18 protein-coding genes and 2 pseudogenes are annotated in these 26,859 nt (G+C 35.0%); 5 read left to right on the plus strand and 15 right to left on the minus strand.

Annotated features, from left to right (window positions below; genetic code table 11):
* Positions 1–284: IS66 family transposase (locus JEM65_RS20465; protein WP_199603059.1), on the plus strand; the 284-nt coding region annotated here is incomplete at its 5' end.
* Between the two features lie 354 nt (positions 285–638).
* Here the strand turns inward: JEM65_RS20465 and JEM65_RS20470 are convergent.
* The 4 genes from JEM65_RS20470 to JEM65_RS20485 all read right to left on the minus strand — a co-directional run bounded on the left by JEM65_RS20470 (position 639) and on the right by JEM65_RS20485 (position 8,593).
* A complete protein-coding gene (locus JEM65_RS20470; protein WP_199603523.1) occupies positions 639–2,054 on the minus strand; it encodes a SusD/RagB family nutrient-binding outer membrane lipoprotein in 1,416 nt (471 codons plus the stop codon).
* Positions 2,055–2,071: 17 nt separating this feature from the next.
* Complete coding sequence (locus JEM65_RS20475; RefSeq protein WP_199603525.1) at positions 2,072–5,647, minus strand: SusC/RagA family TonB-linked outer membrane protein; 3,576 nt, start codon at positions 5,645–5,647, stop codon at positions 2,072–2,074.
* Between the two features lie 151 nt (positions 5,648–5,798).
* Positions 5,799–6,941, minus strand: a complete 1,143-nt coding sequence (locus JEM65_RS20480; protein ID WP_199603527.1) for a FecR family protein — start codon at positions 6,939–6,941, stop codon at positions 5,799–5,801.
* 68 nt (positions 6,942–7,009) lie between these two features.
* Positions 7,010–8,593: an amidohydrolase family protein gene (locus tag JEM65_RS20485; protein ID WP_199603529.1), complete on the minus strand. Its 1,584-nt coding sequence runs from the start codon at positions 8,591–8,593 to the stop codon at positions 7,010–7,012.
* A gap of 416 nt (positions 8,594–9,009) precedes the next feature.
* Here JEM65_RS20485 and JEM65_RS20490 point away from each other — a divergent pair, with 416 nt between their 5' ends.
* Together JEM65_RS20490 and JEM65_RS20495 are read left to right on the plus strand one after the other, a co-directional pair.
* On the plus strand, positions 9,010–9,558 hold the full coding sequence (locus tag JEM65_RS20490; RefSeq protein WP_199603531.1) for an RNA polymerase sigma factor: 549 nt from the start codon (positions 9,010–9,012) through the stop codon (positions 9,556–9,558).
* Between the two features lie 372 nt (positions 9,559–9,930).
* Positions 9,931–12,507 (plus strand): prolyl oligopeptidase family serine peptidase, encoded by a 2,577-nt coding sequence (locus tag JEM65_RS20495; protein WP_233530763.1) that lies wholly within the window; start codon positions 9,931–9,933, stop codon positions 12,505–12,507.
* Positions 12,508–12,683: 176 nt separating this feature from the next.
* Here JEM65_RS20495 and JEM65_RS20500 read toward each other — a convergent pair.
* The 8 genes and pseudogenes from JEM65_RS20500 to tnpC form a co-directional block, all read right to left on the minus strand.
* Positions 12,684–12,959: pseudogene (locus JEM65_RS20500) on the minus strand (tyrosine-type recombinase/integrase); the annotation flags it as partial.
* Between the two features lie 758 nt (positions 12,960–13,717).
* Entirely contained in the window at positions 13,718–14,629 is a 912-nt protein-coding gene (locus tag JEM65_RS20505; protein ID WP_199603533.1) for an IS982 family transposase, read from the minus strand.
* A 377-nt stretch (positions 14,630–15,006) separates the two neighbouring features.
* On the minus strand, positions 15,007–15,219 hold the full coding sequence (locus JEM65_RS20510) for a hypothetical protein (RefSeq protein ID WP_199603535.1): 213 nt from the start codon (positions 15,217–15,219) through the stop codon (positions 15,007–15,009).
* 79 nt (positions 15,220–15,298) lie between these two features.
* On the minus strand, positions 15,299–15,985 hold the full coding sequence (locus JEM65_RS20515; RefSeq protein ID WP_199603537.1) for a potassium channel family protein: 687 nt from the start codon (positions 15,983–15,985) through the stop codon (positions 15,299–15,301).
* 4 nt (positions 15,986–15,989) lie between these two features.
* Positions 15,990–17,684 (minus strand): TrkH family potassium uptake protein, encoded by a 1,695-nt coding sequence (locus JEM65_RS20520; RefSeq protein WP_199603550.1) that lies wholly within the window; start codon positions 17,682–17,684, stop codon positions 15,990–15,992.
* 168 nt (positions 17,685–17,852) lie between these two features.
* The gene (locus tag JEM65_RS20525) at positions 17,853–18,530 is read right to left on the minus strand and encodes a response regulator (RefSeq protein ID WP_199603539.1); all 678 of its coding nucleotides are present in this window, start codon (positions 18,528–18,530) and stop codon (positions 17,853–17,855) included.
* Complete coding sequence (locus tag JEM65_RS20530; RefSeq protein ID WP_233530764.1) at positions 18,523–19,605, minus strand: sensor histidine kinase; 1,083 nt, start codon at positions 19,603–19,605, stop codon at positions 18,523–18,525. Before JEM65_RS20530 ends, JEM65_RS20525 begins: the two co-directional genes overlap by 8 nt.
* Before the next feature lie 286 nt (positions 19,606–19,891).
* On the minus strand, positions 19,892–21,268 hold the full coding sequence (tnpC, locus tag JEM65_RS20535) for an IS66 family transposase (RefSeq protein WP_262895273.1): 1,377 nt from the start codon (positions 21,266–21,268) through the stop codon (positions 19,892–19,894).
* Positions 21,269–21,452: 184 nt separating this feature from the next.
* On the opposite strand from tnpC, the gene JEM65_RS20540 reads away from it, so the two are divergent.
* On the plus strand, positions 21,453–22,547 hold the full coding sequence (locus tag JEM65_RS20540; protein WP_199603543.1) for an IS4 family transposase: 1,095 nt from the start codon (positions 21,453–21,455) through the stop codon (positions 22,545–22,547).
* Between the two features lie 3 nt (positions 22,548–22,550).
* Positions 22,551–23,460 (plus strand): annotated as a pseudogene (locus JEM65_RS20545) (TerC/Alx family metal homeostasis membrane protein).
* A gap of 41 nt (positions 23,461–23,501) precedes the next feature.
* On the opposite strand, the gene JEM65_RS20550 reads toward JEM65_RS20545, so the two are convergent.
* The 3 genes from JEM65_RS20550 to JEM65_RS23600 form a co-directional block, all read right to left on the minus strand.
* The gene (locus JEM65_RS20550; RefSeq protein WP_307810571.1) at positions 23,502–23,786 is read right to left on the minus strand and encodes a DUF6730 family protein; all 285 of its coding nucleotides are present in this window, start codon (positions 23,784–23,786) and stop codon (positions 23,502–23,504) included.
* Between the two features lie 288 nt (positions 23,787–24,074).
* Positions 24,075–26,417, minus strand: a complete 2,343-nt coding sequence (locus JEM65_RS20555; RefSeq protein ID WP_233530765.1) for a DEAD/DEAH box helicase — start codon at positions 26,415–26,417, stop codon at positions 24,075–24,077.
* A complete protein-coding gene (locus tag JEM65_RS23600) occupies positions 26,414–26,737 on the minus strand; it encodes a TOTE conflict system archaeo-eukaryotic primase domain-containing protein (RefSeq protein ID WP_439953517.1) in 324 nt (107 codons plus the stop codon). The genes JEM65_RS20555 and JEM65_RS23600 overlap by 4 nt, the downstream gene beginning before the upstream one ends.
* Positions 26,738–26,859 lie beyond the last annotated feature (122 nt).

The raw sequence follows: 26,859 nt of genomic DNA on the forward strand, positions 1-26,859 counted from the left end.
TACCGGAAAATCAAAAGAAACTGCGTGCATTTCATAAGCGAATGATAAAGCACAAAGAATATATTCTTACTTTTCTCTATCATTTCCATGTGCCTGCTGACAATAACGCATCGGAAAGAGCAATTAGGAATGTGAAAGTGAAACAAAAAGTATCCGGTCAGTTCAAAACTGAAAATGGTGCACAAGTCTATGCGGTCATACGATCAGTAACTGACACCTGTATTAAAAACGGACAAAACATATTCGGCGCTTTTAAAACTATTGCTATATTGAAGCCTGAATAGTTACGAAATTTTTATCACTTTAATATTTATTAACATAATACGTGTCAATTCTCCTTTATCCATTTATTTATTTGGTAGGAATTTGATTTAAACAGAATGTGTTTTATTTAACCAAACCTTACTTTTTTTAAATATCACGCCTCCACTACAATAACCATCCTAGTCATTTAGTGTAATTTAAAATACTATTTTAAAAATCTGTTTGCGATATTTTGTTCGTTATCAGCACACATCCATTATGAAGATTTTAAAATCCCATAGCATGGTGACTTGGGCAAGACTAGTTTCTATTGGACCAAGAAAACACCTATTTCTACCACTCCCAGCTGATCAAATTAATAAATTAAAACTCCATTAATATTTGTCCCAAAAAAGCTTTGTAGTCAACAAATCACCCCCTACGGCAATCGCAGCAGCCTCATAATTACTTCTATTCAGGGTTTGTTCAGATATTGGGTAAATAAGACGCACAGGCACTGTATTGACATATGCACCCGCTGGCGCAGTAAGTTGTGGATAATCCAATCTTCTATATTCTGTCCATGCTTCCAAGCCTTGATTAAACAAGGCCACCCATTTTTGCATTCCTATTTTTTGTTTCCAATTGCCAGGAGCAGTGTCATATGCGACTTCTGGATTTTGCAAATAGTCTTCTACCCCATCCACCTCATAATATTCAAAGGAAGCTCTAATTGCCGCATTGTAATGGGATTCTGCGTTAACAACCCCGCCTATATTACGTTCAGCCGCTTCCGCAAGCAAAAACTCAACTGTGGCATAATCAATTAGTATGACTGCGGTTGTAGGTTGGTAAAACAGCGTACCCATCTCAGAATAACTTTTGTAATCCACAACCAATCCTGATGGAGCACCTATAAATTCACCATTTACAGGTTTAAAAAACACACTTCTCCTCGGATCATCAAGTTGATTCATATAATCAATAAACGGCTTTGCCCCAACAAAATCTTTCCTATTTCCTACGGCCAGATCCAGATACAATGCATTAGTATTAGGTTGGGCATTTAAATGTTCAATCTGGGCGTTATCAGAATTGGATGTGAAAACTTCAGGAATGGCAGCTATAATATTACTCTCTGCAACCTGAGGATTACTATCTACAATGCGCATACCCATTTGCAATTGCAATGTTCTCCCGAATTTCTTCCATAATTCTGTGTTGCCATCATACATAATATCTCTATTCCAACTCGCCTGTGACTCATCCATATTATCTAAAGCTACACTCAATCGAGATAACAAATCCAGATAAACAGTTTCAGCATCATCATATACGGGAGAAATGTTCTTAACATTCAATGCTTCAGAATATGGGATGTCACCAAAGGTTTCAACAAGCTTACTAAAAGCAAAGACTTTTAAGATTTCAGCGATGGAGTGTTGATTTTGAAGCGCAACGTTATTTGTTGAACTTTGCATATTAGTCTCAATGATAGCTGTTGCTTGATCCAAATTGACCAAAACACCCATATAGACATCATTCCAATTAAAGTTTGAATAGTAGGTCGTGCCTTCGTTATATGTAACTGAGGAAATCTGTTGAGACCAAAGTCTGGAAAGTGTAAATGGCGTACCGTTTGATCCGTAAGTAAGATCACTCTCCAAGTCTGACAGGTTTTTTAAAGCAAGGTTAAAAAATGATTCAGCAGGAGCTGATGTTGCATTTTTCACATCCACATTTAGTTTCTCTAAATCATTAGAGCAAGTGAAAAATATAAATGTGACATATAAAAGAAAATATTTTTTCATGATATTTCTATTTTAGATTAGAGTTGTAGTTGAAGATTTAAGCCTAGATTACGTGTTGATGGGAGTACACCCTCTTGGAATCCTTGAATATTTCCAGAACTTAAATTGGTCTCAGGATCTGAGAATGGTAAATTTTTATGAATAATCCATAAGTTTGAACCAACAAGGCTTAGTTTTATTGATTCAACTTTGATTTTATCAAGAAGACCGACTTTTGGAAATGAATAAGTTAAAGACACTTCTCTTAATTTTACATATGACGCATCATAAATGAAATGGGCTGCTGGTGCCTTTACGCTACCAGTTGCATTATTATAAGTATCCATCGCAGTACGAACAGTGTTTGTTTGACCCTCCGGAGACACGCCTTCCAAGAGTATACCACCACCATTTGCCAGAGAATTTCGCATTGGGTTACCAAGGTCATTCAATCCTACAGAATAGTCATAAAGACCTGACCTATTTCCCACAGCTATATCTCTTGAATAGACATCACCTCCCGTCTGCATATCAATTAAGAAACTAAAATTAAAATTTTTATATCTTAGTGAATTGGTAATTCCTCCATTCCACTCAGGCGTAACATTCCCGATGACATTATTGGATGTTGTGGTACGCAAATATTCACCATTCGTTTGATTGATAACACGTTTACCGTCAAGATAAATATAATCAGTTCCTTGTATTGTACCGTATGGCTGACCAATGGTAGCATTTATTGTAACTCCAGAAACACTTCCCAATTGTAAATTAGATGCACCTTCAAACAAAGAAATTACCTTGCTTTTATTTCTTGCCCAATTCACATTAATATCCCATGTAAAATCATCGGTCTTAATTACAGAACCCGATAGGGCTAATTCTATTCCTTTGTTTTCAATTTCACCTGCATTGACAAATTTTGAAGAATACCCTGTGGTTGTAGAGATTGCCACTGGAATAATTTGGTCTTTAGAATTCGTTTTATAGATGGACATGTCTATTCTTAACCTACTTTTCAATAGACGAAGTTCCACACCTAATTCTGTACTAACCGTGCTTTCTGGCAAAAGCTCCGTATTATTTTTTGTTGTATTGACACCATATAAAGGAATGGCACCAAACGGGGTGGGTTTAGATAGCACATCGGTTAGACTATTAGCCGGTGCAGAACTACCAACTTCGGCGTAATTTAATCTTAGTTTTCCAAAAGATAATAAGTCGCTGTCAATTAAATTTGAGAATATAAAACTTGTAGATATTGAAGGGTAGAAATAGGTGCTGTTTTCTTTAGGGAGGGTTGAAGAATGATCAAACCTTCCAGTAACATCTACATATAATAGATTGTCATACCCAAAAGATACCAAACCGTAAAATCCATCAACCCCAATTTTTTCTTTAGTTTCAATGTTCGCGTTCGGTATATTAACGGAGTTTGAATGCGAGTATAAACCTGGAATTACCAGACCTCCATTCGTCACAGCACTAATAGAACTAAAATCATTTCTTCTAATATTAAGACCTAACACGCCACTAATGTTTAACTTCTCAAAAACATGCTTGTTAAAGTTTAACATCAAGTCATAATTCATTTCGCTGAAATTAATATTCTTTCTCTCATACTTACCTTCTCTACCTCTAGTGCCTTGATTGGCTCTCTCTTCCTGTAAAAATGAATAGGTATCTAACGAAACCCGACCTTCAACGTTCAACCAATTGGCTATTTTATAGTTTAAGGAAGCATTACCAAAAATTCTGCTTCGCGTATCATTCTGATAATTTTCATATAATACCCAATACGGATTGTCAATTGTTCCTCCCATATATGGATCTATATTTCTTCCTGTACTAAAATAAGCTTCTTTCAATTCTTTAATACCCACATTCATTGGCCAATACTTCCGCATAGCTGACACTACGTTACCACCATTACCAAAGGCCGATTCATTTCCTGTACGATTACGGCCGAGTGCATCTGTTTTAATATAATTTGCGCTTGCAGATGTTTTTAGTTTGTCGCTTAGGTCAAAGCCTGTATTTACAGAGATATTATTCCGGGATATATTGCTGTTTGGCATTATACCGTCCTGTTCAAAATTTGTGTATGAAATTCTATAGTTGGCTTTCTCTGCACCTCCAGACAAAGAGATACTATTAACAAGTGTTACTGGAGTTTCAAAGAAGCTAATAAGCTTATCTTGTGGGGCTTCCCACGGAGTAGGCTTTAAATAGTTTGGAGATTCAGGATAGAAGGAATCCCATTGATACACTAATAAATTGGAATTAAACTCCCCGCCGTAAGACCCATAAGCTGTGCTAGGAGATACAAGATCAAGTATTCCGTCATTATTTACATCTCTCTGATTAAAATACTCATTACCGTTTGGACCATAGAGAGCTCCATACCCTGTGCCGTATTCATATTGAAATTTGGGCCACGTTGATTTATCAATAAACCCCATGGTAACTCCCGTGTTAAGGGTAATTCTCGGCTTATCTTTGGCCCCCGCTCCTGATTTTGTCGTGATAATTACAGCACCATTTGTTGCCCTAGAACCATATAAAGCCGTCGCTGCGGCACCTTTTAGCACGTTAATAGAGGCAATATCTTCAGGATTAATATCAGAGGCCAAATTACCATAATCAAATCCTCCTCCACCGTTTTGTTGATCAGACGTATTAAAATTAGAATTACTGATAGGAACCCCGTCAACCACAAATAAGGCCTGATTATCTCCTGTTAAGGATGTACTCCCTCTAATAATAACATTACTGGAACCTCCTAAATTTGAATTATTCTTAATTTGAACACCTGAAACTTTTCCCGATAGGGCATTAACAACATTGTCTGTAGGCACCCTGTTTACATCGTCTCCACTGACCTCCTGCGTAGCATATCCAAGAGATTTCTTTTCTCTGGAAATACCCAATGCCGTTACCACCACTTCCTCTAACCGGGCAGAATCTTCTTCGAGTGTAATATTTATAGTTGTTTGATTCCCAACAGGAACTTCTTTCGTTTTATATCCCACATACGATACAACTAAAATACCGTCACTTGGTATAATAAGACTATAAGCACCATCAAAATCAGTTTGTGTTCCATTGGTAGTTCCTTTTTCTATGATATTTGTTCCAATCATAGGGATCCCTTGCCCATCAGAAACAATGCCTTTAACCTGATGCTGTACATCCATATTTTCATATGATTTATTAGAATCAGAGCTTTGAGATTTTAAGGAATTATGATTTTTTTCATCTCTTAAAAGGATAATCTGACGGCCTTTAACACGATATTCTATATCTGTCCCACTTAGAATTACATCGAGCACTTCTTTGATTTCTTTATTTTTGAGTTTTAAAGTTATTTTTTTTTCAAAAACACTTTTTTTGCTCTCAAATAAAAACCTGTAATCAGAAATTGATTCGATCTTTTCAAAAACCTTTAACAGGCTAGCTTCTTCAATATCAAGACTTAACCTATCATCATTAAAACGTGAGTTTGCTTGCGTTTGAAATAACGAAACAATCAAAAGAAGGGCAGTGAGTTTCATTTTTAGGTCTATTTTGGAGAATATCCTTAACGGTAAGCTACCGGTTTTATTTTTTTTCATAATTTTGTATTGATTTAACTGGTTGTCGATGCAATTTTTTAAGTCATAATTTAATTCCCGGGGAATGCTGCAACATTTTCCGGTTTTCTTTCAGCTTTATTAGGGGTTAAAAACATTTGTCATAGGCGATAGTTGTTATGATTAGTGGCTATTAATAAATTAATATATGATCCTCATTTATCTTATAACTGAATGGCTGTAATTCATTGAGATAATTAAGGACGTCCTCAATACTTTCAATATTCTTGCTAAACCGTGCGTTCAGGATTTTATCTCCCAATACCGCATTCTTATTCTCTATGGTAACATCATACCAGCGTTCTAGCTTTTTTATCATATTATCAAAAGTTGCATCTCTAAAAATCAACTCACCTTCCATCCAACCGGTGTAGTATTGTACATCAACCTTTTCTACTTTTGTTTGATGTTCCGTTTTGTGCCAAGTTCCTTTTGTACCTGGCAATAAAACTACAGCGTCTTCAGGAATAAAGGAATTAGACATACTTATTTTACCTTCAACCAGAACAGTTTCAATTGATGCATCTTCCTTATAGGTAGAAACGCCAAATTTTGTTCCTAATACTTCAATTGCAACAGCGTCAGCTTTGACCGTAAAAGGGTGCTCTTTATCTTCGGTGACTTCAAAATAGGCTTCCCCTTGTATAAACACCTCTCTTTTTTGCCCTTTCAAAAATTTGAGTGGATACCTCAGTTTAGAGCCTGAATTCAGGTGTACTACCGTGCCATCCGACAATTCTATATTAAAAATTTCACCATTAGGTATTTCTAATTCATGAAATACAAGTTCAGTGATATTTAAATCTGTTGCATATTTTATAGTATTTCCATGTTGTTTTGCAATTACATTGCCTGATGGATCCTTAATCTCTTGACTTTCTCCTTTATTCACAAATTTTATATTATCATCCCCTAATGATAATTTTATATGTCCACTCTTTGAAATTTTATATTTTTCCGTTGATCCTCCTTTAAAATGAAGTAAATATCCAATCGCAAAAACACCTATAAATACAGCTGCATAGCGCATTACAGACTTCCATAATGGAACAACTTTTTTGTCAGTTATTATCAATTTGCCCCTCACTTTTTCCCAATCGGTATCGCTATCTAAGCTTCTAATAAAATTCAGAGACTCCTCAAGCAGGCCTTGTTCATAAAGTGTTTGTACAAGGTCTTTTTCATCTAAAGTTAAATGCGCTATTGATTCGGATGTTATTTCTCCAGAGTTGAGGATTGTTTCTAATGCTAACTCTAAACGTCGTGTTGTTTTCATAAATAATTCTTCTTCTTAATAATAAGTTCTAAAAAATTTAAAATAGGGTGACAACAACTTTTAATATATTATTTTTTGTCACGTTCGTTATGTTGCTTATTAACCATTTGTTCCACATCTTTTAGCAACTGTTTGGAATCATAGATTATTCCATCTTTGATGGTATATACTACACCACCCACTCTTTCTGGGATTCCTTTATCATCATTAAGTCTTACAGCACCAGTACCATAGAGCACCTTTAAATTCTGCAATGGATTTTCATCAATAATAATCATATCAGCCAATAGACCTGGTCGAATTACACCGAATTCAATTTCTTTCTTCAAAGGTTTAAATATTTCTTCAGCGCTATGCATTGTTGCTGCCCGAATAACTTCAAGGGGATGAAAACCAGCTTCCTGAAGCATTTCCAGTTCTAAAATGGTTCCAAAACCGTATAATTGATATATAAATCCTGAATCAGAACCTACTGTTACTTTACCCCCTCTATTTTTGTATTCATTTAAGAACTGCATCCATACCTGATAAAACCTTTTCCAAGCAACTTCATCCTCAGTAGTCCAATCAAACCAGTAAGCACCATGGCTTAAACGGCTTGGTGTAAAGAAAACCATTTGTGAAGGCAGTGTATAGGTAGCATGCCAATCTGCATTTCTAGCCGCCATCACATCTCTACCAGCTGAGTAGATAGACATTGTTGGATTAATGTAAAAATCCATTTCTATAAATTCATCAAGAAGTGCATTCCATTTATCGCCACCTGGTTTTACCAAATTCCATTGTCGAGCCACCTGACCGAAACGATGTTGCTCATCACCATAGTTAATGTCGATAGGCCAAGGTTGAATGTCATTATTTTCGTACATAGATTCAAAGAGACCATAAAAATGGGTGATGCTCGTCAATCCCAACCTGGCCGCATCCAAAGCATTCATTTGAGCCACACCACCTTGCGCTAAATGGGCTGTACTCCCCATTCCCAAGCTATTAGCTTCATCGAGAAGCGCTTTCATAATCGCAGGACGATAAGAACCCAGTTTCAAACCATCTACTCCCTTTTTTTTGGCGTATTGTACCCATTCCTTTGCATCTGCAGGTGTTAAAATATTACGGTCTTTCCATTCCTTTCCACTTCCTGGACGATGAAAAGAAACGATTCGTGGAGCCACAATTTCATTTTTTGCGCTTCTTGCACGCTCATTTAAGGACCATTCCAATTCTCCAGTAGGAACTCCTCTTACAGTGGTAATGCCATTTGCGAGCCAAAGTTTATAAACGTATTCTGCTTCGGGTGCTTTTGGAAAACCTCCAGTATGTACGTGTAAATCAACAATACCGGGCATAATAAACTTACCATTAGCATCAATTTCTTTTGTGTTTCCTTCTCCTAATTTTGGCCTTTTAGATTCGTCTATTGCTATCTTTGGAACTCCAACGGAAACAATATCGATTATTTTATTTTTTTCGACAATTATATCCACAGGTCCTGTTGGTGGCCCCCCAGTTCCATCAATCATCGTAACCCCTCTAATAATTAAGCGGTCGTAAGGGCCTTCTCCTTCTCCAGATTGACGATCGGGTCCCCCAATCATTTGAGCTCCCATGAAAAAAGGCATAAATAGCAAAGTAATTAACAACTGATTTTTCATTGTTTGTAGATTTAAATGATTAGTTATATGTGTGGACTGTATTGCACTAGAACTGAATAAATAGTTTTCAAATAATTATGAATTTAATTACGATTATTACTGTAGAGTTATAAAAATCATGAATTAGGGTGACAGTTTATTTATTTATATTGCCATTAATACTTTTTTATTAGACAAAAAAAATGCTACATTTAGACTGTATTAAGGTTAATTAATCATAATACTAATTATTAATCGCCTACAGGATTAGCATTAATAATTAAAAATGATATCAGGTTTCCATGGGTGGGAAATGTAAATGAGCAGTGAACCTTAACGTAGGATTCAACAAATAATAGTAGAAGAAAGTATCAGCAATAAGAATAGAATTACTCTACCACAAATATTAATTCAAAAACCCTCATTTAACAGATATTATGGAACAAGAACTACTCTTCGATACTGATGAAATAGAAAGATTATTTAAAGAACATTATAAGTTATTGTGTTTAGTATCATTTGCAATACTTAAAGATAAAGACTCCTCCAAAGATGTTGTGCAGGATTTTTTTATTTCATTTTGGCAAAAAAGAAAAGATATCTCAGTCAAAATATCTTTTCAAGCTTATGCTATCCGGGCAGTTAAGAATTTAAGCTTAAAAACATTGCAAAAAGCCAATAACGAACAGTCATTAGATAAAATCCTTTATAAACAAGAAGATAAGACTCCTAGCTTTATTGAAAATGCCAATAAGTATGAGAAGATATGGGAATTATTGAATCAACTTCCACAAAGCAGAAAAGACATCTTCATATCTTATGTTGTTTATAGTCAAAGTTATGCTGAAATTGCGAAATTAAATGGAATTTCGGTTAACACTGTAAAAACCCAAATGAAAAGATCTTATGCGTTTTTAAGATCTAAAGCTAAAGAGAGTGACCTAATTTTTTTGTATTTGTTTGGTTTTCCCACATTCTATCTATAAAATGTTTTCCAAAAAATCTTCCCATCAAGGTTCCTATGGACATAGTGTTTAAAATTACTTAGATTATATTCAAACGGGTTAAGCTATACCATCGTTGCAAACTAACGCTCGCCTCATATTGTAAAAATCACCACCAGTAGGATATTAGTCAATATCTAGCGCTTTAAAAGTACCGTCGTTTTCTGATATTTATTGTATGATAATGCTTTTATCTTTTAAATTTTGATCTTTCATGCTCTTACAATCAAACCAGATAAGTATTTATCATCTTACCATACCTTTGCCGATGCAGAATTGCCTCTGGTCTAATAATAATGCAAAATCAAGACTTTAATGTTTATTATTGGAGATAAATTACTTTAAAAATCCATTATGATGCGTAACAATTTTAAATTCTTCTTTGTAATTGTATTTCTCTTAGGTGTTTCTACCACTACTATGAATGCTCAAAAAACGGGTAACATCGTTGAATACTTCGGTAAAGAAAAAATTAATGATGTTAGCGAAGGTAATGTGTTACATGTTTTTAAAACTGGATTGGCATTACAAATGCAGAATCTTGGCTTTGAATCCTCTTCTTTTCCTAACGACCCAGTTTTTAATCGGTTCCTGACCGATAATCAATATAGAGCTACCAAAGAATCAACTTTTGATATTGACTTTTTAGGACAACCTGTAAAGTGGAAATCCATAAAAATTGACAGTACGAGCAGTTTTTCTGGCAGTAATTTAAGGTCAGCTTATGTATATTTAACCTATACCTCCAATTCAGAACAGATTGTACTTTTTGAAGCGTCAGGACATTCTATTGCTTTAATCAACGGTTTCCCTCACGAAGGCGACCACTACGATTTTGGCTACAGTCTTATTCCTATTAAATTAAAAAAAGGAGAGAATATATTTGTACTAAAAGTGGGGCGTTTCCCGCGAATTAGAGCAAGATTGATTACGCCTTCAACTGGAGTCCAATTTACAACAAGAGACATGACCATGCCCAATATTCAACAAGAAGAAAGCAAAGCATACAAAGGCGCAGTTAGAGTGGTAAATGCAACGGAGAATTGGATAAAAGAAGCAATTATTGAAGCTAAATTAGCTGATAATAATTCAACTACGATTATTGCCAATATGCCACCTTTATCAGTACAAAAAATTCCTTTTTCTTTTACTTCGAATTCAGTGGATGCCTCAAAAGAGCGTGTTGATTTGCAGTTGAATTTAAAAAACAACAAAGGAATCACTATCAATAATCAAACAGTAACCTTAGAGGTAAAATCAAAATACAAACATCATAAAAAAACCTTTATCAGCACTATCGATGGAAGCGTGCAATATTATAGCGTGGCACCATCAACAAGTAAAGAAGCGTCTCAAGCTTTGTTCTTATCCGTACATGGCGCTTCCGTTGAAGCTGTAAACCAAGCCAATGCTTATGTTCAGAAAGATTGGGGTACTTTAGTGGCCCCCACCAACCGCCGTCCGTTCGGATTTGCTTGGGAAGATTGGGGTAGATTGGATGCTTTAGAAGTACTGGCAGATGCAAAAAACATTTATAAACCCAATGAAAGTAAAATTTACTTAACTGGACACTCTATGGGTGGTCATGGGACTTGGTATTTAGGAGCTACCTATCCTGACAAATTTGCCGCAATTGCTCCTTGTGCAGGTTATCCTGATTTATTGGCATATCGCGATGGATTTTCCAGAACAGTGTTAGAAATGACACCGGAACAATTAGAAGAAAGAGGCATTTCTGCAAAAAGAGTGGAGCGTATGAAGTTGGAACACGTTAATACGCCGCTGCAAAATATGATTGAAAGAGCAGGTACACCTAGTAGAACCTTAAAATTAGAACGCAATTATTTACAAAGTGGGGTCTATGTTTTGCATGGGGAAAAAGATAATGTGGTTCCGACTGCTATTGCAAGACAAATGAGAGAGCGTCTGGGTAAATTCCATAATGACTTTACGTATTATGAGTATCCTGATGGCACCCATTGGTATGGTAACCACAGTGTAGATTGGCCTCCAATTTTCGATTTTTTTAAACAGCGTACCATTCAAAAAGATTCAGCCGTTAAGAAATTAGAATTTTTTACGGGGTCTTCAGGGGTTTCTGCAACATCTCATTTTATGACCATTCACCAACAAGAAAAGCCTTTTGAGGTCAGTTCTTTTGATTTCTCTAAAGAAGAAGGTTTTAATATTATCACAACTAACGTGGCATTACTGGAAGTCGATTTATCGAAATTAACTGAAACTGTAAATGAAATTACTCTTGACGGTGATACATTAAAAGTGTCTTCAGATCTTAAAAATTTCTTTAAAAAGGATAACGAAAAATGGATAACAACCACTGCTCCATCCTTAAGTCAAAAAGGTCCGCATAGAAATGGTGGATTTAAAGATGCCTTTAGAAATAATGTCGTTTTTGTGTATGCCACTAAAGGCTCTACTATAGAAAACGATTGGTACTACCACAAGGCTCTTTTTGACGCAGAGACTTTTTATTATCGTGCCAATGGCAATGTTGAAATGATTAAAGACACTGACTTTTCACTAAAAAAATACGCGGATAGAAATGTTATCGTTTATGGGAATAAAGACAATAATGCGGCATGGAAAGTTCTGTTGAAGGATAGTCCAATTCAGGTTAAAAACAATGCAGTAAGTTTTGGCGATAAAATACTATCAGGACACCAATGGGGACTATATTTTGCAGTACCTAGAACCGATAGTGATGTGGCAACCATCGGTGTCATTACCGCAACAGGTGATATGGGAATGAAAGCAGCTTATGCCAATCATTATTTAGTAAATGGGACTACTTTTCCTGATGTCGTTCTGTTTGACAGCAATTTGTTAAACCAAGGAACAGACGCCGTGAAACATGCGGGATTTTTCGGTAACGATTGGACTATAGAACATGGAGATTTTGAGTGGAAATAAAAAATGGATGTGAGATTTTAGGCATGGGATATCGGAAAAATACCTCATGTCTAAAAATGGTTGCTTGTGTCTTAGATCAGCCTGAGTTTTAATATTTACTCATAATCTTACCCAGACCTCTGTCGACATGAGGTGTCCATTTTGTCCGAATTTGATAGCTTTAAAATGCAAATATTTTAGTCGAGGGATAGTTTTAAGATCGGAATACTATTTGCCACTTCCTTCATTTTATTATCAATTATTTTAGCATAAATCTGGGTAGTTCTGATCTCTTTATGCCCTAAACGTTTTGAGACCGTATAAATATCTGCGCCATTTTCCAATAGCAATACCGCATTAGTGTGCCTGGCACTGTGAAATGTAATGTGCTTAGTAATTCCTGCACGAAGACACCATTTGACAATTTCAGCATTAAAATAGGTTCCGTGCTTAAGCCCTTTAAAAACCTTATCAATGCTATGACCTGCTTTTCCTAAGTATTTTGTTTACATCAGAACGCGTTAAATTGCATGGCAATCTATTTGCCGATGCAGTATTTTATAGTACCCTATTTGTGAGGGATAGGGATAGAAATGTGGTACAAATGTGATACAGATGCAGTTAAAATAATCAACAAAAAGACAAAAAGAGTTAATTGGATTATAAATTCAATTATGTAAAACTAAAATTTCTTATCGATTGAATATACTATTTATTTCTTAATTAAAACCATCCTCCAACTCCAATAAGATTATATAAGGTATTTCAGACAAGCGGACTCTATTCACGATTTTGGATTGTAATAAAGCGTCACATCCCAGCATCGCGGGAAGTGTAAGCGGAATGGAAAGCCGAAAATTGGGGATTGTGTGCAAGACAATTTAGTAAAGCTCTTTTCCCGAATTGTAGCTTTTTGCGAAATGTAGGGGAATGTGCTGACGGTATAATGAAAGTAGAATTCACTTTTCAATAGGATTTTAAGCAGATTTAATGTCAAAGATGTATATTGGGAATGTGCTGAATGGTATTGTTATTTGAAAATATGAATGAATGTACTTTTTCTACTTTGAAAAATCTCTGGTTATTGTTTTTATAACTTGAAATAATTTTTTTCAAAATGGTAAATAAGAAAAAACCATAATGCTCCAACGTTATTTTTGCGATACTTCAGTTTAATTTATCCCAAGAACCGGATAAAGCTATGTTTCAAACCTGAGTTCGACCTAAGCAATTAGCAGAATAATGCAAGTTGGCCACCTGCGTTAGGCTGTTCCTCAAATTTTATTCCTGGTTTTTTCTCTTGGAAGGAATAGGCAATCAAACTGGCTACCAGATTGGTTATAAAATTCCCAAAACTTCTGTGCCTGGAATGCTCGGCGTGGCAAATATTCTTGAGCTGGTCGTTTATCGTCTCTATTATCGAACGTTTTCTCAGCAATATCTTGTCCCTCATTGTCATCAGTACGTTTTTCATATTATTGCGTATCCCTGTGACCAGGTGCAGCCCATCATCAAAAAGCATCGCTGCCAGGTTCTTTGATATATATCCTTTATCTGCATATAGGCTCCCAAATATCCTGTTCAATATGTTCCCTTCTTTAAGAGGCTCCCTATCATCCACATTTCCTTGGGTGATCACGAAATTCAGGATTTCCCCCTTATCGTTCACAATGATATGGAGCTTGAAACCATGGAACCAGCCCATGGTGGACTTCCCGGTGGTTGCGATCCCCTCAAAGACTTTGTTGGAACTGATGCGCTTGTTCTTGCAGACCCTAACAGGAGTGGAATCAACAAAGGAGATCCCTGTGCAATCTCCCAGGCAACAGGTCTTCATAAATAGTACAAGTGGCAGCATATTGGCTTGCATCAATTCAGTAAACCGATTATAGGAAACGGTAGCGGGGAACTCGGATTTCATATGCTTTTGAACGTAAAAAAGATAGAAGTGTTTAAAAGTCCTATGCCCGCTGAGCTGAAAGATGATCGTAATGGTAAGAATCTCGCTCATCGACATCTTGAAGACCCTTTTTCTGTGTTTTTTACCGTCCTCAAGCAGTTTTTGTGTAAAAGCGGGTTCAAAAACCTTACAGAACTCATCGATAGCAAAGAAAATTTCAGTAACTTTATCATTAGAAATCATAGCGGAAATTTTAGTTAAATATTTGAATTTTAGATACTTAAATATACTAAATTTCCGCTTTTCTATTGCATCAAAAACACAGTAATAATCAACATTCTTACATCGAACTCAGGTTTCAAGGAAACAGTAAAAATCATTTAAAAAAAAATTTGGAAAGGGAAGAGTGGTTTGGAAATATTGAAAGATGCCTTCTGTCATTTTCAATAAGGAATTCCGGACAAGTATACTGCCGAAAGATAAATTAGATGATTTATTCTCTCATATGATTTTTCATTCTTCTTCAAGACTATCGCATCAGGGCGAAAGTTTATGAATTCAAGAAATTGTAGATATAATGATGAAAATAGCAATGAAGCTTAAACCTCATTTCACCGATTTTAATTTGAAAAATGATTATGAATTGGATTGCTGCAATTGCCCTTATGAGCCATAAATCCTAGTGCCTTATTATTATCAGGTTGTTCTTTATAAACAAGATATTCACAGCCTTCATAAATTATCGTTTCAAATTTATCATTGGGGATTTTTGATGTTTTTCCTTCAACGGTATCGTTAATAGAATCTTGTACCTTTTTCTGTTCTAAAATCATTTCATCGTGGAATTTATCCTTGCATGAAAAAACAAATTAAATGGTTATAACTAGAGCTAATTTTGAGAAATTGTTTAAATTAATCATCTTTTAAAAATTGTTTAATATCCTTGTTTGCGCCATATACTACCAAAATGTCATTTTTATTAAGTATGTCATTAGGACCTGCCACTCCTTTAACTTTAATAACAGTTCTTGTTTTGCCAATAATCGTTTTTTCTTCTTTGTTTGTAATAGTAGTTAAGACTAATAAATTATATGTTTCCCTAATATTGATTTCTTTAATACTTTTCCCATCAAATCTTGTAGGGACATTGACCTCAACGATACTAAAATTATCACTTAATTCGAAGGAATCCACAACACCTTTTAGGCATAATTTTTTGGCCCAACGTTCAGCCGACTCTTCTTCGGGATGCACAATTTCATCGACACCAATGGCGTGTAATACTTTTTCGTGAAGGCCGTCTATGGCGCGACTTATCAATCGTTTAACTTGTGAATTCTTAAATAAAGCAGTAGCCATGATATTCGCCCCTTTATTTTCCCCTATGGCTATAACAACCATATCGGTATCTTTTAAAGGCAAACCTGATACGGTAAACTCATCTGTGGCATCCATACAAATGGTGTGCGAAATACGCTCTTTATAATTATCTACTTTATCCATACTGGTGTCAATACCAATGACCTCATTGCCTTGTTCTGTTAACTTTACGGCCAATGATGCACCAAAGCTTCCCAAACCTACTATTATATATTTCATCTGATTAATTTATTGTAATTTCTTCTATTGGATATTTATAATTTTTATGTTTGACCTTTTTAAACATCGCAATTAATAAGGTGAGCATACTTACCCTACCAATGAACATTACGAGTATAATGACGCCTTTACTTAATGCACTTAATTTTGCAGTAATACCCAAACTTAAACCAACCGTACCATATGCTGAAAAACATTCGAAAGCAATAGTTAGTAGGCTTTTATCATCATCAAAAATTGAAATTAAAATAATTCCCGTTCCTATAACTAATAAGGAAAGGGTAATTACTGCAAAAGCTCTTCTCACAGACACTTCTGCAATTTCTCTTCGAAATACTTCAATCCTTGATTTTCCTTTCGCAAGACTTAAAAAGTTAAGCGTTGCTATTGCAAATGTGTTTGTTTTAATACCTCCTCCAGTTGAAGCAGGCGATGCGCCAATCCACATTAACAGAAACAACATCATTATAGTTGAAAAATTTAAAGCAGACATATCGACAGTATTGAATCCTGCTGTTCTAGGTGTTGCCGCTCCAAATAATGCAGTAACAAATTTACCAATCCCATCATGCTCTGATAAGGTATTATGGTACTCATTGATGTAAAACAGTAATGTGCCAACAACTGTCAACACTGTGGTCGTTACCAATGTGATGCGACTATTAAGAGTTAAGACCCAAGGTTTATGCGTTTGCTCCTTACCTGTGAAATAAAATATTTTTTTTACCACAAAGTATTTAAGATATTTAATAATATTTACCACTATAGGAAACCCTAAACCTCCAAGGACAAAAGCTGCTATAATGATGCTTTGAAGCATGTAGTTATATCTAAATCCAGATTCGTATAAACTGTTAGGAAGTGTCGAGAAGCCTGCATTACAAAATGCAGATACCGAATGAAATGCCGAAAAAAACAAGCGTTCAAAAAAAGTATTGAATAATTTACCATCAAGCGTTGTGTATATCAATGCTGCTGTGACCAATTCTATGGAAAAGGTAATAACAAGGATGCGCTTTAGTGTTGAAAAGACTTCTCCCAGCTTACTGCTACCTGTCATGTCACTTAATGTTAATTGATTTTCATAAGAGGCACCACCTTTAAAAAAGTAACTAAAATAACTTGCTACGGTAAGAATACCAATACCTCCAGCCTGAATGAGACATAAAATTATAGATTGACCGAAGGTCGTAAAATAACTTCCAGTATCCACCACAATTAAGCCCGTAACACATACAGCACTTGTGGAGGTAAATAACGCATCAATAAATGAAATGCCTTGATGAGTTGCATTGGGTAACATTAATAAAAATGCACCCAAAACGATGATGGTTAAAAAGCTTGCTATAAATAATTGACCAGGATTTAAAGTGGTGCGCTTGTAGTTTATATTTTGTTCGGAAAACTCTCTTATAAACGTGAGTATAATGGCAAATTTTACCCAATTGTCGTTATATAGAAATGATATATGCCTATGAGCCTGTTCGCCTAAAAAATGGGCATACAATATGGTTAGTGTTATAATAATGGTAACAACGTCAAATATGACAACAGACCGTTTTATCTCTTTAAGCCGTTCTACATAGCGAAGTATTGTAGCCACGATACCTAAACTGATGACTACAAAATAAAACGTGTTAATGGTTTCTTGCAGCTTGGCAGATTTATCAAAACCAAAATCGGCAATGAAAAGAAACATTCCGAAGAAGGATAGTAGAAATGCAAAACGGTACACCCATTTTATAAGTGTAAAGCGGTTTTTTAAAGGACTCAAATTTTAAATAATTAATTTTGTGATACAAAGGTCTTATAAACCCTATATGCTTAAAATTAAAATTTGAATACTGGTATAAAGATTTTATAAAGATTACTGAAACCTATATCCTACACCACTTTCGGTAATGATATATTGTGGATTATTAGGGTTGTCTTCTATTTTTTTTCTTAAAGTTCCAACGAACACTCTTAAATACTGTGTTTCTTTTTGATAACCAACTCCCCAAACTTCCTTTAAAATATACTGGTGCGTCAACACCCTACCCTCATTTCTAGCAAATAATGCCAAGAGGCTATACTCGGTAGAAGTCAATTTCACAAACTCTTTTTGTTTTTTTATAGTACGTCCAACCAAGTCTATTTCCAAATCGCCCGAAATGACAATAGCATTGGTTTCTATATTTTGATTTCGTCTAATTGCCGAACGTAGACGTGCTAAAAGTTCTCCTGTCCTAAAAGGTTTTGTTAGGTAATCGGTAGCACCATTATCTAATGCTTTTATAATATCTGATTCATTATCTTGAACTGATAGAACGATGACAGGTTTATTGTACCACTCTTTTAGTTCTTTTAAAACATCGTGACCGCTTTTGTCGGGCAAACCAATATCCAACAAAATGGCATCTGGCAAATGGCTTGCAGCCAATGTTGTACCTTCTTTAGCATTTATGGCTTGTATCACTTTATAGTCATTACTCTCCAAATTAATTTGAAGCAATTTCCTTATTTGTGGCTCATCATCGATTATTAATACTTGTGCCTTATTCATTATTTATGTGGTTTAACGAGGATGTCTCAACTGGAATCGTAACAGAAAACGAAGCTCCTGTACCTTTAATGCTTTTTAAGGAAATGTGACCATTTAAAGCTTCCGTAAACCCTTTCACAATGGACAAACCCAAACCTGTGCCTCCAGTTGATGTTCCGTTGAGTCTATAAAATTTATCAAAAACAAAATTTATTTCTTCTTTAGGGAAACCGAGGCCATTATCTGATACTTTTAAGTTGAATGTGCCATCTACACATTCCACATCAATTAAAATCTTTGTTTGTGCTGGCGTATGTTGTAAAGCGTTGTGAATGAGATTGTGCAAAATCATCTCCAGAAAGCCGCCATCAATTTTGATTAAAGACAAGTTTTCGTTAGGATTAAAGACAATCGTATGTTCTTTGGCATCGTTAGCATTTTCTTTAATAACACTGAAAGTCAGCTCGTTGACATCAAACCAATCGTATGTAGGCTTTATGGTTCCTGCTTCTAACCTGCTCATACTCAATAAATTTTCTACTTGGCGATTTAATCTATTGGAAGCTACTTCAATTTCGTTGTATAACTCTTTTTTATTCTCCTGTGATAGTTTGGTTTCATTGTCGTTTATAGTATCTATGGCTCCAATAATAGTGGCAATGGGCGTTCTTAACTCATGCGATAATGAGTTTAAAATGGTATTGTAAAGCTGTATGGATTTTTCTTTTTCTTTTTCGTTTTGTTTTTTGCGATCAAATTGGCGTATTTTAAAGGTTAAAACTGCATTGATTAATGCTACAATAAAATACATTGAAAACATTAACACATCTTCTGATGTATCAATATTAAAATTAAATGTTGGTGGAATGAAAAAGAAATTTAAAACAATCGCACTCAACAAAGCCGATACCAAAACTGGAAATATATCAAACAACATTGCAGAAATAGAAACAACCAGTAGAAGAATTAGTGCCACAACCCGATATCCAATAATATCTTTAAAGGAATAAGACAGGATGGAAACCAATAGAATTAAGGAAATGCTAATGATATATTGATTAATCTTACTTAACTCCCGAGTTTTTAAAGTGCCCAAAATTATAATTTTTGTAAAGTTACTTAATGAGATATAAAGATTTTATATAATGTTGCTATAGTCTCTATAATTTAATCTATAATTTTTTTTTGGAATAAAGCCATTAAGTATTTTTGGAGTCATTAATTAAAAATACTATGATTGTTTGGGGATTGTTTATTTTAGGTATACTTTTTAGTACATGATAAAAAATTCAATTCATTAAAAATCAGCAAATTACATGTTAAATAATTAGATTAAAGCATTGATTTTCAGTATATTAGAAGAATAATTCGACCTATTGTAACTATTCAGCCATAACAGGCAAAAAGGGTTTATTAAGAAAGACGTTTTGAATATTTTCAAGTACACTTTTATTATTTTTCTTGAGTGTAGATATGTATCCCCTAATCCTGGCAAAGTATTGCGCATGGCTCTGCGACCTAAAACACCCTGATACTTTTTGTTTTACCTTGATCATCCTTAAGTCTCGTTCCGCCTGGTTATTATCAAAAGGGACATCGATTTGTTTTATAAATTTAAGGAACAGGTATTTGTGTTTTTCAAGGGCAAAAGCCAGCTTCTGTTCATCTGTTTTCTTTAATACCCTGTTATATTTTTTTATGATTGGCCTGACCAGGCCCGTGTATCTTTTGAATATCCTGGAATAATAAGAGGCTTTTAAATTGGGATTTTTCTCTTTGTCCTGTTTGGCCCTGCAGAGTAATTTCCTGATTTGCTTTGCCCAAGGCGCGTCAAAAGCCTCTTCAACATAAACAAGATCCCTTAGTATATGTGCGTTACATAGGCTATGGTCGCATTCATAGGAAAAATAACTGCTGAAACGATCATGTACAAGGGTGCCTTTATAGAGTTCTAAAAGCCCCATGGCGTTCATAGCTTGTTTTCCCCTGTTCAAATGATGGAAAAAAAGGCTTATGGTTTCATTGCTCACTACATGGATCCAACTGTTTTTTGCGTTAAGGCGAATACCTGTTTCATCGGCATGTAAAATAGGGCTCTGTAATAATTGCTGTCTTATATTTTGCTCATAATCCCGCAAATGGCCAAAACATTGTTTTTGAAAATTTGATAGGCTCCCCGTCGAGATACGGTGCCCCGTCAAATCGGAAATTAATTCACTGCAGCGCGCAAAGGGAAGCATCTGGTAGTTCTGGAGATAAACACAGAGCGATTTTAAATGCGTACCATATTGTGCTTCTTGCACAAGTTGTTCTGGGAACTTTCCCCTGTTTGGTCTTCCGCAAGAGGCACATCTCCTGTGCAGTCTTCTATGCTCTGTGACGTGTATCTTTATTGCCGGAATATCGAAAACTTGACGTGTATCGTAATGTTCGGGAGCCTCTTTAAGACTATTTCCACAACAACTACAGTTTTCTACATCATGGACAACTACGGTATCTGGTGTAGCGACCATTTTTAGTTTACTGCCCTTATGGCCCTTTTGGCCACCTTGGGGTTTATTAGATTTTTCTCGTAGACTTTTGGTCTTTCTAAATGGATCTTGTGAGGGAGGAACACTGCTATTGCCACTATTCCTGGGGTTCTCATATCTTGCCAATCTTAATTCGAGTTCGGTAACCCTCGAGCGCAATTCTGTATTCTCCTTTTTAAGAGATTCAAAATCCTGTAACAGTCGCTCTATAAGTTGCCTGTCGCTCAAAACTATTGTTTTCCCTAAGGTCTTAAACCAAGGCTAACAAACAAAAAAAAATAGCACTCTAATATCACAGAGTTATAAACCAATGTTCATAAAACCAATGATTTTTAAGAACAACAGTGTGAAAAATTAAAAAATTGTTGATAACTACATCAACTCGGCTGAATAGTTACGACCTATTTATCTAATGAAGAAAACCAATGCCATCACTAAAAATAGTGAATTAACTTCTGTTCTTAACAGTCATTTTCAAAAAAAGATTAATCTGGCAAGAGTAAAGCTCATTTCTCATTTTGTTATTGCATTATGCAGGGTACAGACCGTGACCTTTGAAAAACTGTCCAATGCTTTTGATACCAAGGCAGATCCAGGGTCTTCGCTAAGGCGCATACAACGGTTTATTGCCGGTTATAGTTTAGATCCTGACCTTATAGCACGTCTTATATTCAATCTTCTGCCTGTGCAGGAGAAACTTATATTGAGCATTGATAGGACCAATTGGAAGTTTGGGCAGACCAATATCAATATATTTATGCTCGGCATTGTTTATAAAGGTGTTGCGTTTCCTTTATTGTTTACCATGCTTGACAAAAGAGGAAATTCCAATAGTCGGGAGCGTATCGATCTGATCAATAGATTTATCCGCCTTTTTGGCAAAGAGGTCATTGAATCTGTTGTTGCTGATAGGGAATTTGTGGGCGAAAAATGGTTGGGCTTTTTAAATCAAAATAAGATTAGGTATTACATACGTATTCGAAATAATTTTAAAGTATTTCTACCACATAAAAATAAAGAAATAAAGGCATCTCATTTGTTCAATCGGTTTAAGACCAATGAGTTTGTACATTACACTAAAATTGTTCGGGTCAATGGCCAACTGTGTTATCTATCGGGCTGTAAACTTGCCAATAGACAAGCTGGGCAAGATTTTTTAATTATTGTATCGTTTAACAAACCTGAAAAGGCACAACAGGATTACAAACAACGTTGGCAGATAGAGATGTGCTTTAAAGCTATGAAATCTAGCGGTTTTGATATTGAAAGGACACATCTGCAAGATGTCCAAAGAATAGAAAAATTGATATTACTGGTAATGATTGCTTTTGTTTGGTGCTATAAAGTAGGAATCCATCTGCACCTGATCAAGCCGATCATCATCAAAAAACATGGCAGAAAAGCCAAAAGTATTTTTAAATATGGGCTGTCATTTTTGGCTAACGTATTGTTGAACTCTGAAAATCAAAAAGATATAGATGTGTTTTGTTTTTTGTCATGTACTTAGGGTATACTTATATTTTTAGCTTTAGATTTGGGTGTTTTTAACCGCAACCCACACATCATAAGCGTTAAAGAAGCTTCTATTTGGACGAGTATCTGGGTTTCTATCTCATTTTTGTTTTCAGGTGTTATTTACTGGTTATACAGTACAGGTAAGTTAGATAATGTAGATGCTTTACAGCCAATGAATGCTACCATAAAATACATTACAGGGTATTTGATAGAGCTGTCTTTAAGCATTGATAATATTTTTGTGATGGCCGTTATTTTTAGCTCCTTTGGTATTCCTCAAAAATACCAGCATAGGGTTTTATTTTGGGGTATTTTAGGTGCTATTGTGTTTAGGGCATTGATGATATTTTTTGGTGTGGTGCTTATTAAGAAATTCAGTTTTACCACCTATATCTTTGGGGCATTTTTGATTTTTACAGCATTAAAAATGTTATTTTCTAAAGAAGAAGCCTTTAATCCTAAAAAGTCTTTTGTATATAGAAATTTGAGAAAAGTTATGCCTATTACCATGCATATGCATAAAGAAAAGTTTTTTATTAAACTACGTCATATTACGGCCGCAACTCCATTGTTTATTGCCTTAATTGTTATTGAGTTTACCGATATTTTATTTGCACTTGATAGTGTGCCTGCAATACTTGCTATTACTTCTGATCCTTTTTTAGTTTTTAGTTCCAACATTTTTGCCATACTTGGGTTACGGTCTATGTATTTTTTCTTGGCTAATATGCTTGCCAAGTTCGCGTATCTAAAATACAGTTGCTATATTAACGTTTGTAGGGGCTAAGCTTATATTGGCGCATCATTATACCTTCCCAGAATGGCTATCACTGGCATTTATTGCTTTTTCGCTTACTGTTGGGATAGTGGTATCTTTAAACAGGAAGGAATTAAAAGAAATTTGACATTTGTATGTTAGAGATGCTGTTCGCCAATTCTAACCACTTCACATCCCACTATAATACATGACCACAGAGACCACACCTCCAATGCCCAATACCAAGTTCACAATAAAAACCACCACAGCCCAATTTGGATAAATCTTAGCATGATTAATTTTTTTGCCAAAATAATTTTGAAAACGTCTTAACCCCTCTATATGAGATTCCATTTTTTGCTGATGGATTTCGATGATATCTTTATATTCCGTCAGATCCATCTTAGTTTTTATGTTTTTTTTAACTGCGCATTTAGCTGTCCCAATCCTACATGCAAACGACCGAGCCAGGATTTAGAGATCGCTTTGACCTTTATTTAGTTTTGTCTTGGGCTTAGGTTTGTTAGGTTCAATTATGGGATTGCTCATTCCTTGCTATTTTTAATTTTTGTAATCGTGAATACTCCATGTTTACTTCGTCGCACTGTAATGTCGTTAAAATATTAGCACTTTGGCTTCGCTCAGCGCAATCACGGTCTTTTGGGGACCTTGCAATGATATCTTAGAGAACAAATATTTTTAAATCATAACTTCTTCAATGTTTGAATGAAATATTCCTGATCCAAACCCTTCTTTTCCGTTTCAATGATCTTTAGCAGCTACATAGATCATTCGTTCATCTAGTAAACCTTTCCAAATTATAAATCCTTTATTGTTGTCTGAGTAATCATGGACTATTCTTGAAAAATCTTGTGGATTAGTTTCCAAATAGGCTTGGCGTCCTCTTTCTCGGATGATGTTTAATTCTTTATCGATTTGTTTTATAGAATCAATGAGTGCAGATCTATTTTTGTCCGTATGCCAAATGTAGGTTGCTTCTTCGGTGTCTAAAGTTTCTAAAATGACGTGATAGTTCTGTTCTCCAGCTATTAAAAAAACCAATGAAAACGGTTGTAAAACGAACCGAAGTTTCATTACATCTCTTTCATGCTTGTCTGCTAAAAATTGAATATGCTGTGAATGTTTGTACTGTTTGCCTTTTAATAAATCTTCTAAAATGCTTTCAGCATCAGTATAAAAATTTTGGTTTTTCGGTAATTCATTTGCCGTTAATATATTTTGTTTTGATATAGGAATCTGACCGATAAAACTTTTGTTCAAGAATTGAAACTTTACACTCTCTATAATTTCCTTATCGATGTTTTCAATATCAGTGGAAGTTGCTATTTGAGATAAAATCACACCATTTTCTATTTCGGCATAAATATGAATCGTAACAGATTTTAATTTCAAAACCTTGATGAAATAAGGCTTTAATACTTCAAACTGAGGTCTGAATTCTTCGTTTTCGATTTCAAAAATAAATCGCTGATTACTTTCTTTATCAGTGTATTCAAAGCTAACATTTCCATATCCAAAGTCCATATTTTCAATGGTTATTTTGATTTGCTTTTCGATTATCAAACTTTGTATTTCTGCAATAAGTTCGGTTGGCTCATCAAACAAACTTGCTTGTCTGGCTATCTGACGATAATAAGTATTTCGTTTCAAAAATAGTTTATTCAGGTAATCTATTTTTATGTCCCGATAATCATAGATTATTGGATTGATTTCCGAACGTTGAACACGACCTATATATTGAATCAGCTTGCCCTTGAAAGAAAAAGGATACACCAAAAACAAGGAACTGATATTGGACAAATCCGAACCTTCACCAAAATATTGCCCTGTGGTTATCAATATCTGAAAATTGCCTTGCTGTAAAGCGTGCCATTTGGATTTTTTATTGTTGTCTGAATCATCTCCACTTAGTGTAACAACTTCATAAGATTGTTTCAGAAAAAGATAAAGCGTATCAATATGCTCTTTTCTTTCTGTGATAATAGCAATTCGTTTACCTTTAGAAAGTTCGCTTTCTATATCTTTAATGATGAGCTTATTCCGTTCGGAATCGTGAACCAGAATCTTTGAAAGTATTTCAAAATTATCTGTTTTAGAATTGTAAGGGACATCCAAATAGGTGTTTCTGACAACAATTTGAGCGTGTTTAAAATTTTCAATTTCATTACTGGATAATTCCGAAATTATTTCGCCAAGAAAAGCAAAAATTAGTTTGTCATCATTGTATTTTCTGAATGGAGTTGCTGTTAATCCATACAGATAAAATGATTCCAATTTCTCAATGGTATTGCGAAATGTTTTAGAAGGAATATGATGACATTCATCCACCAAGATAGTTCCGAATTGATTTTGGATTTGTTCAATCTGTTTCGGTAAACTTTGAATGGTTGCTACGGTAATTTGTTTTCCAATCTTTGCTTTTCCCTGACCGATAATGCCGATTTTATGTTTAGGGATTCCGAGAAATGCCTGAATCCGTTCCTGCCATTGTTCCAGTAATTTTTTGCGGTGGACAACTATTAAAGCTGGTTGTTTTTTCTCGGCAATAATTTTCAACCCCATAATCGTTTTACCCGAACCAGGCGGAGCAACAATAACTCCAAAATCCTTTTTCAAAACGGCTTCAATGACTTTATCTTGATGGTTTCTCAAAGTTGCATTGAATGCAAAAGAGATTTCTTCCTTTTGTTTCCGGTTGTCATGAAAATCAAAATCCAAGTTTTGTTCCTTGCAAAACCGAAGCAATTTCCCGATAAAGCCTCTTGGAATAATAATTTCATTTTCTGTTTCTTCAACAAGTTTAAAATACCGTTCTGTTCCAAACGTATTTTTGCCTGATTTCTTCTTGATGAAAAACTCCGAATTGGCAAAATTCATCTCTTCTTTCAGAAAATTGATTAACGGAGTACTCAATCTGTCTCTTTGAATACGGACATTTTGTTGAAGTGTGATGGATAGTTTTCCGTTATGGCTTTGAGGATTTCCACAGGATGCAAGATAGTTAATTGGTGAATTTTGATTTGTTGAAATTTCCTGAAATAATTTGTCCAACACTTCAATCGAAACTCGTTCAATTTTATTCAAAAATTGCCATTGGTAGGTATCGGTTCAAAAGTTTCAGGATTGACAAAACAGCTATTCCCATTTTCCATTGAGGGTTTGAAAAATGGTAAAGCAATCAGATTTCCCAAACCTTTTCCTGAAAGAAAATCTTGATTGGGAAATAATCTGTCAAAACTCGAACTTTTATCAAACATTGAAAAAGCTCCCGATTGTTCTAAAATCGAAATAAAAACTTTTCTACTTCGAATTGCAGGATTAGGTCTGTCAAAAAATATCCAAACGTGTCCGCCATTTCCAGAACGTGAACGCTCTAAATAGTGCTTGGTCGTAAACCTGTAAATTGTTGATTATTAAGTTAATAACTCATTGTCGATCAACGAATCTCCCTCCGATAAAAGCCTTAAATTGGGATGAACAATGGTTTTACTGGGATTATCCTCTGTAGATTCGATAAAAAATGATG

The organism is Gelidibacter salicanalis, assembly GCF_016469035.1.
GTDB classification, from domain to species: Bacteria; Bacteroidota; Bacteroidia; order Flavobacteriales; family Flavobacteriaceae; genus Gelidibacter; species Gelidibacter salicanalis_A.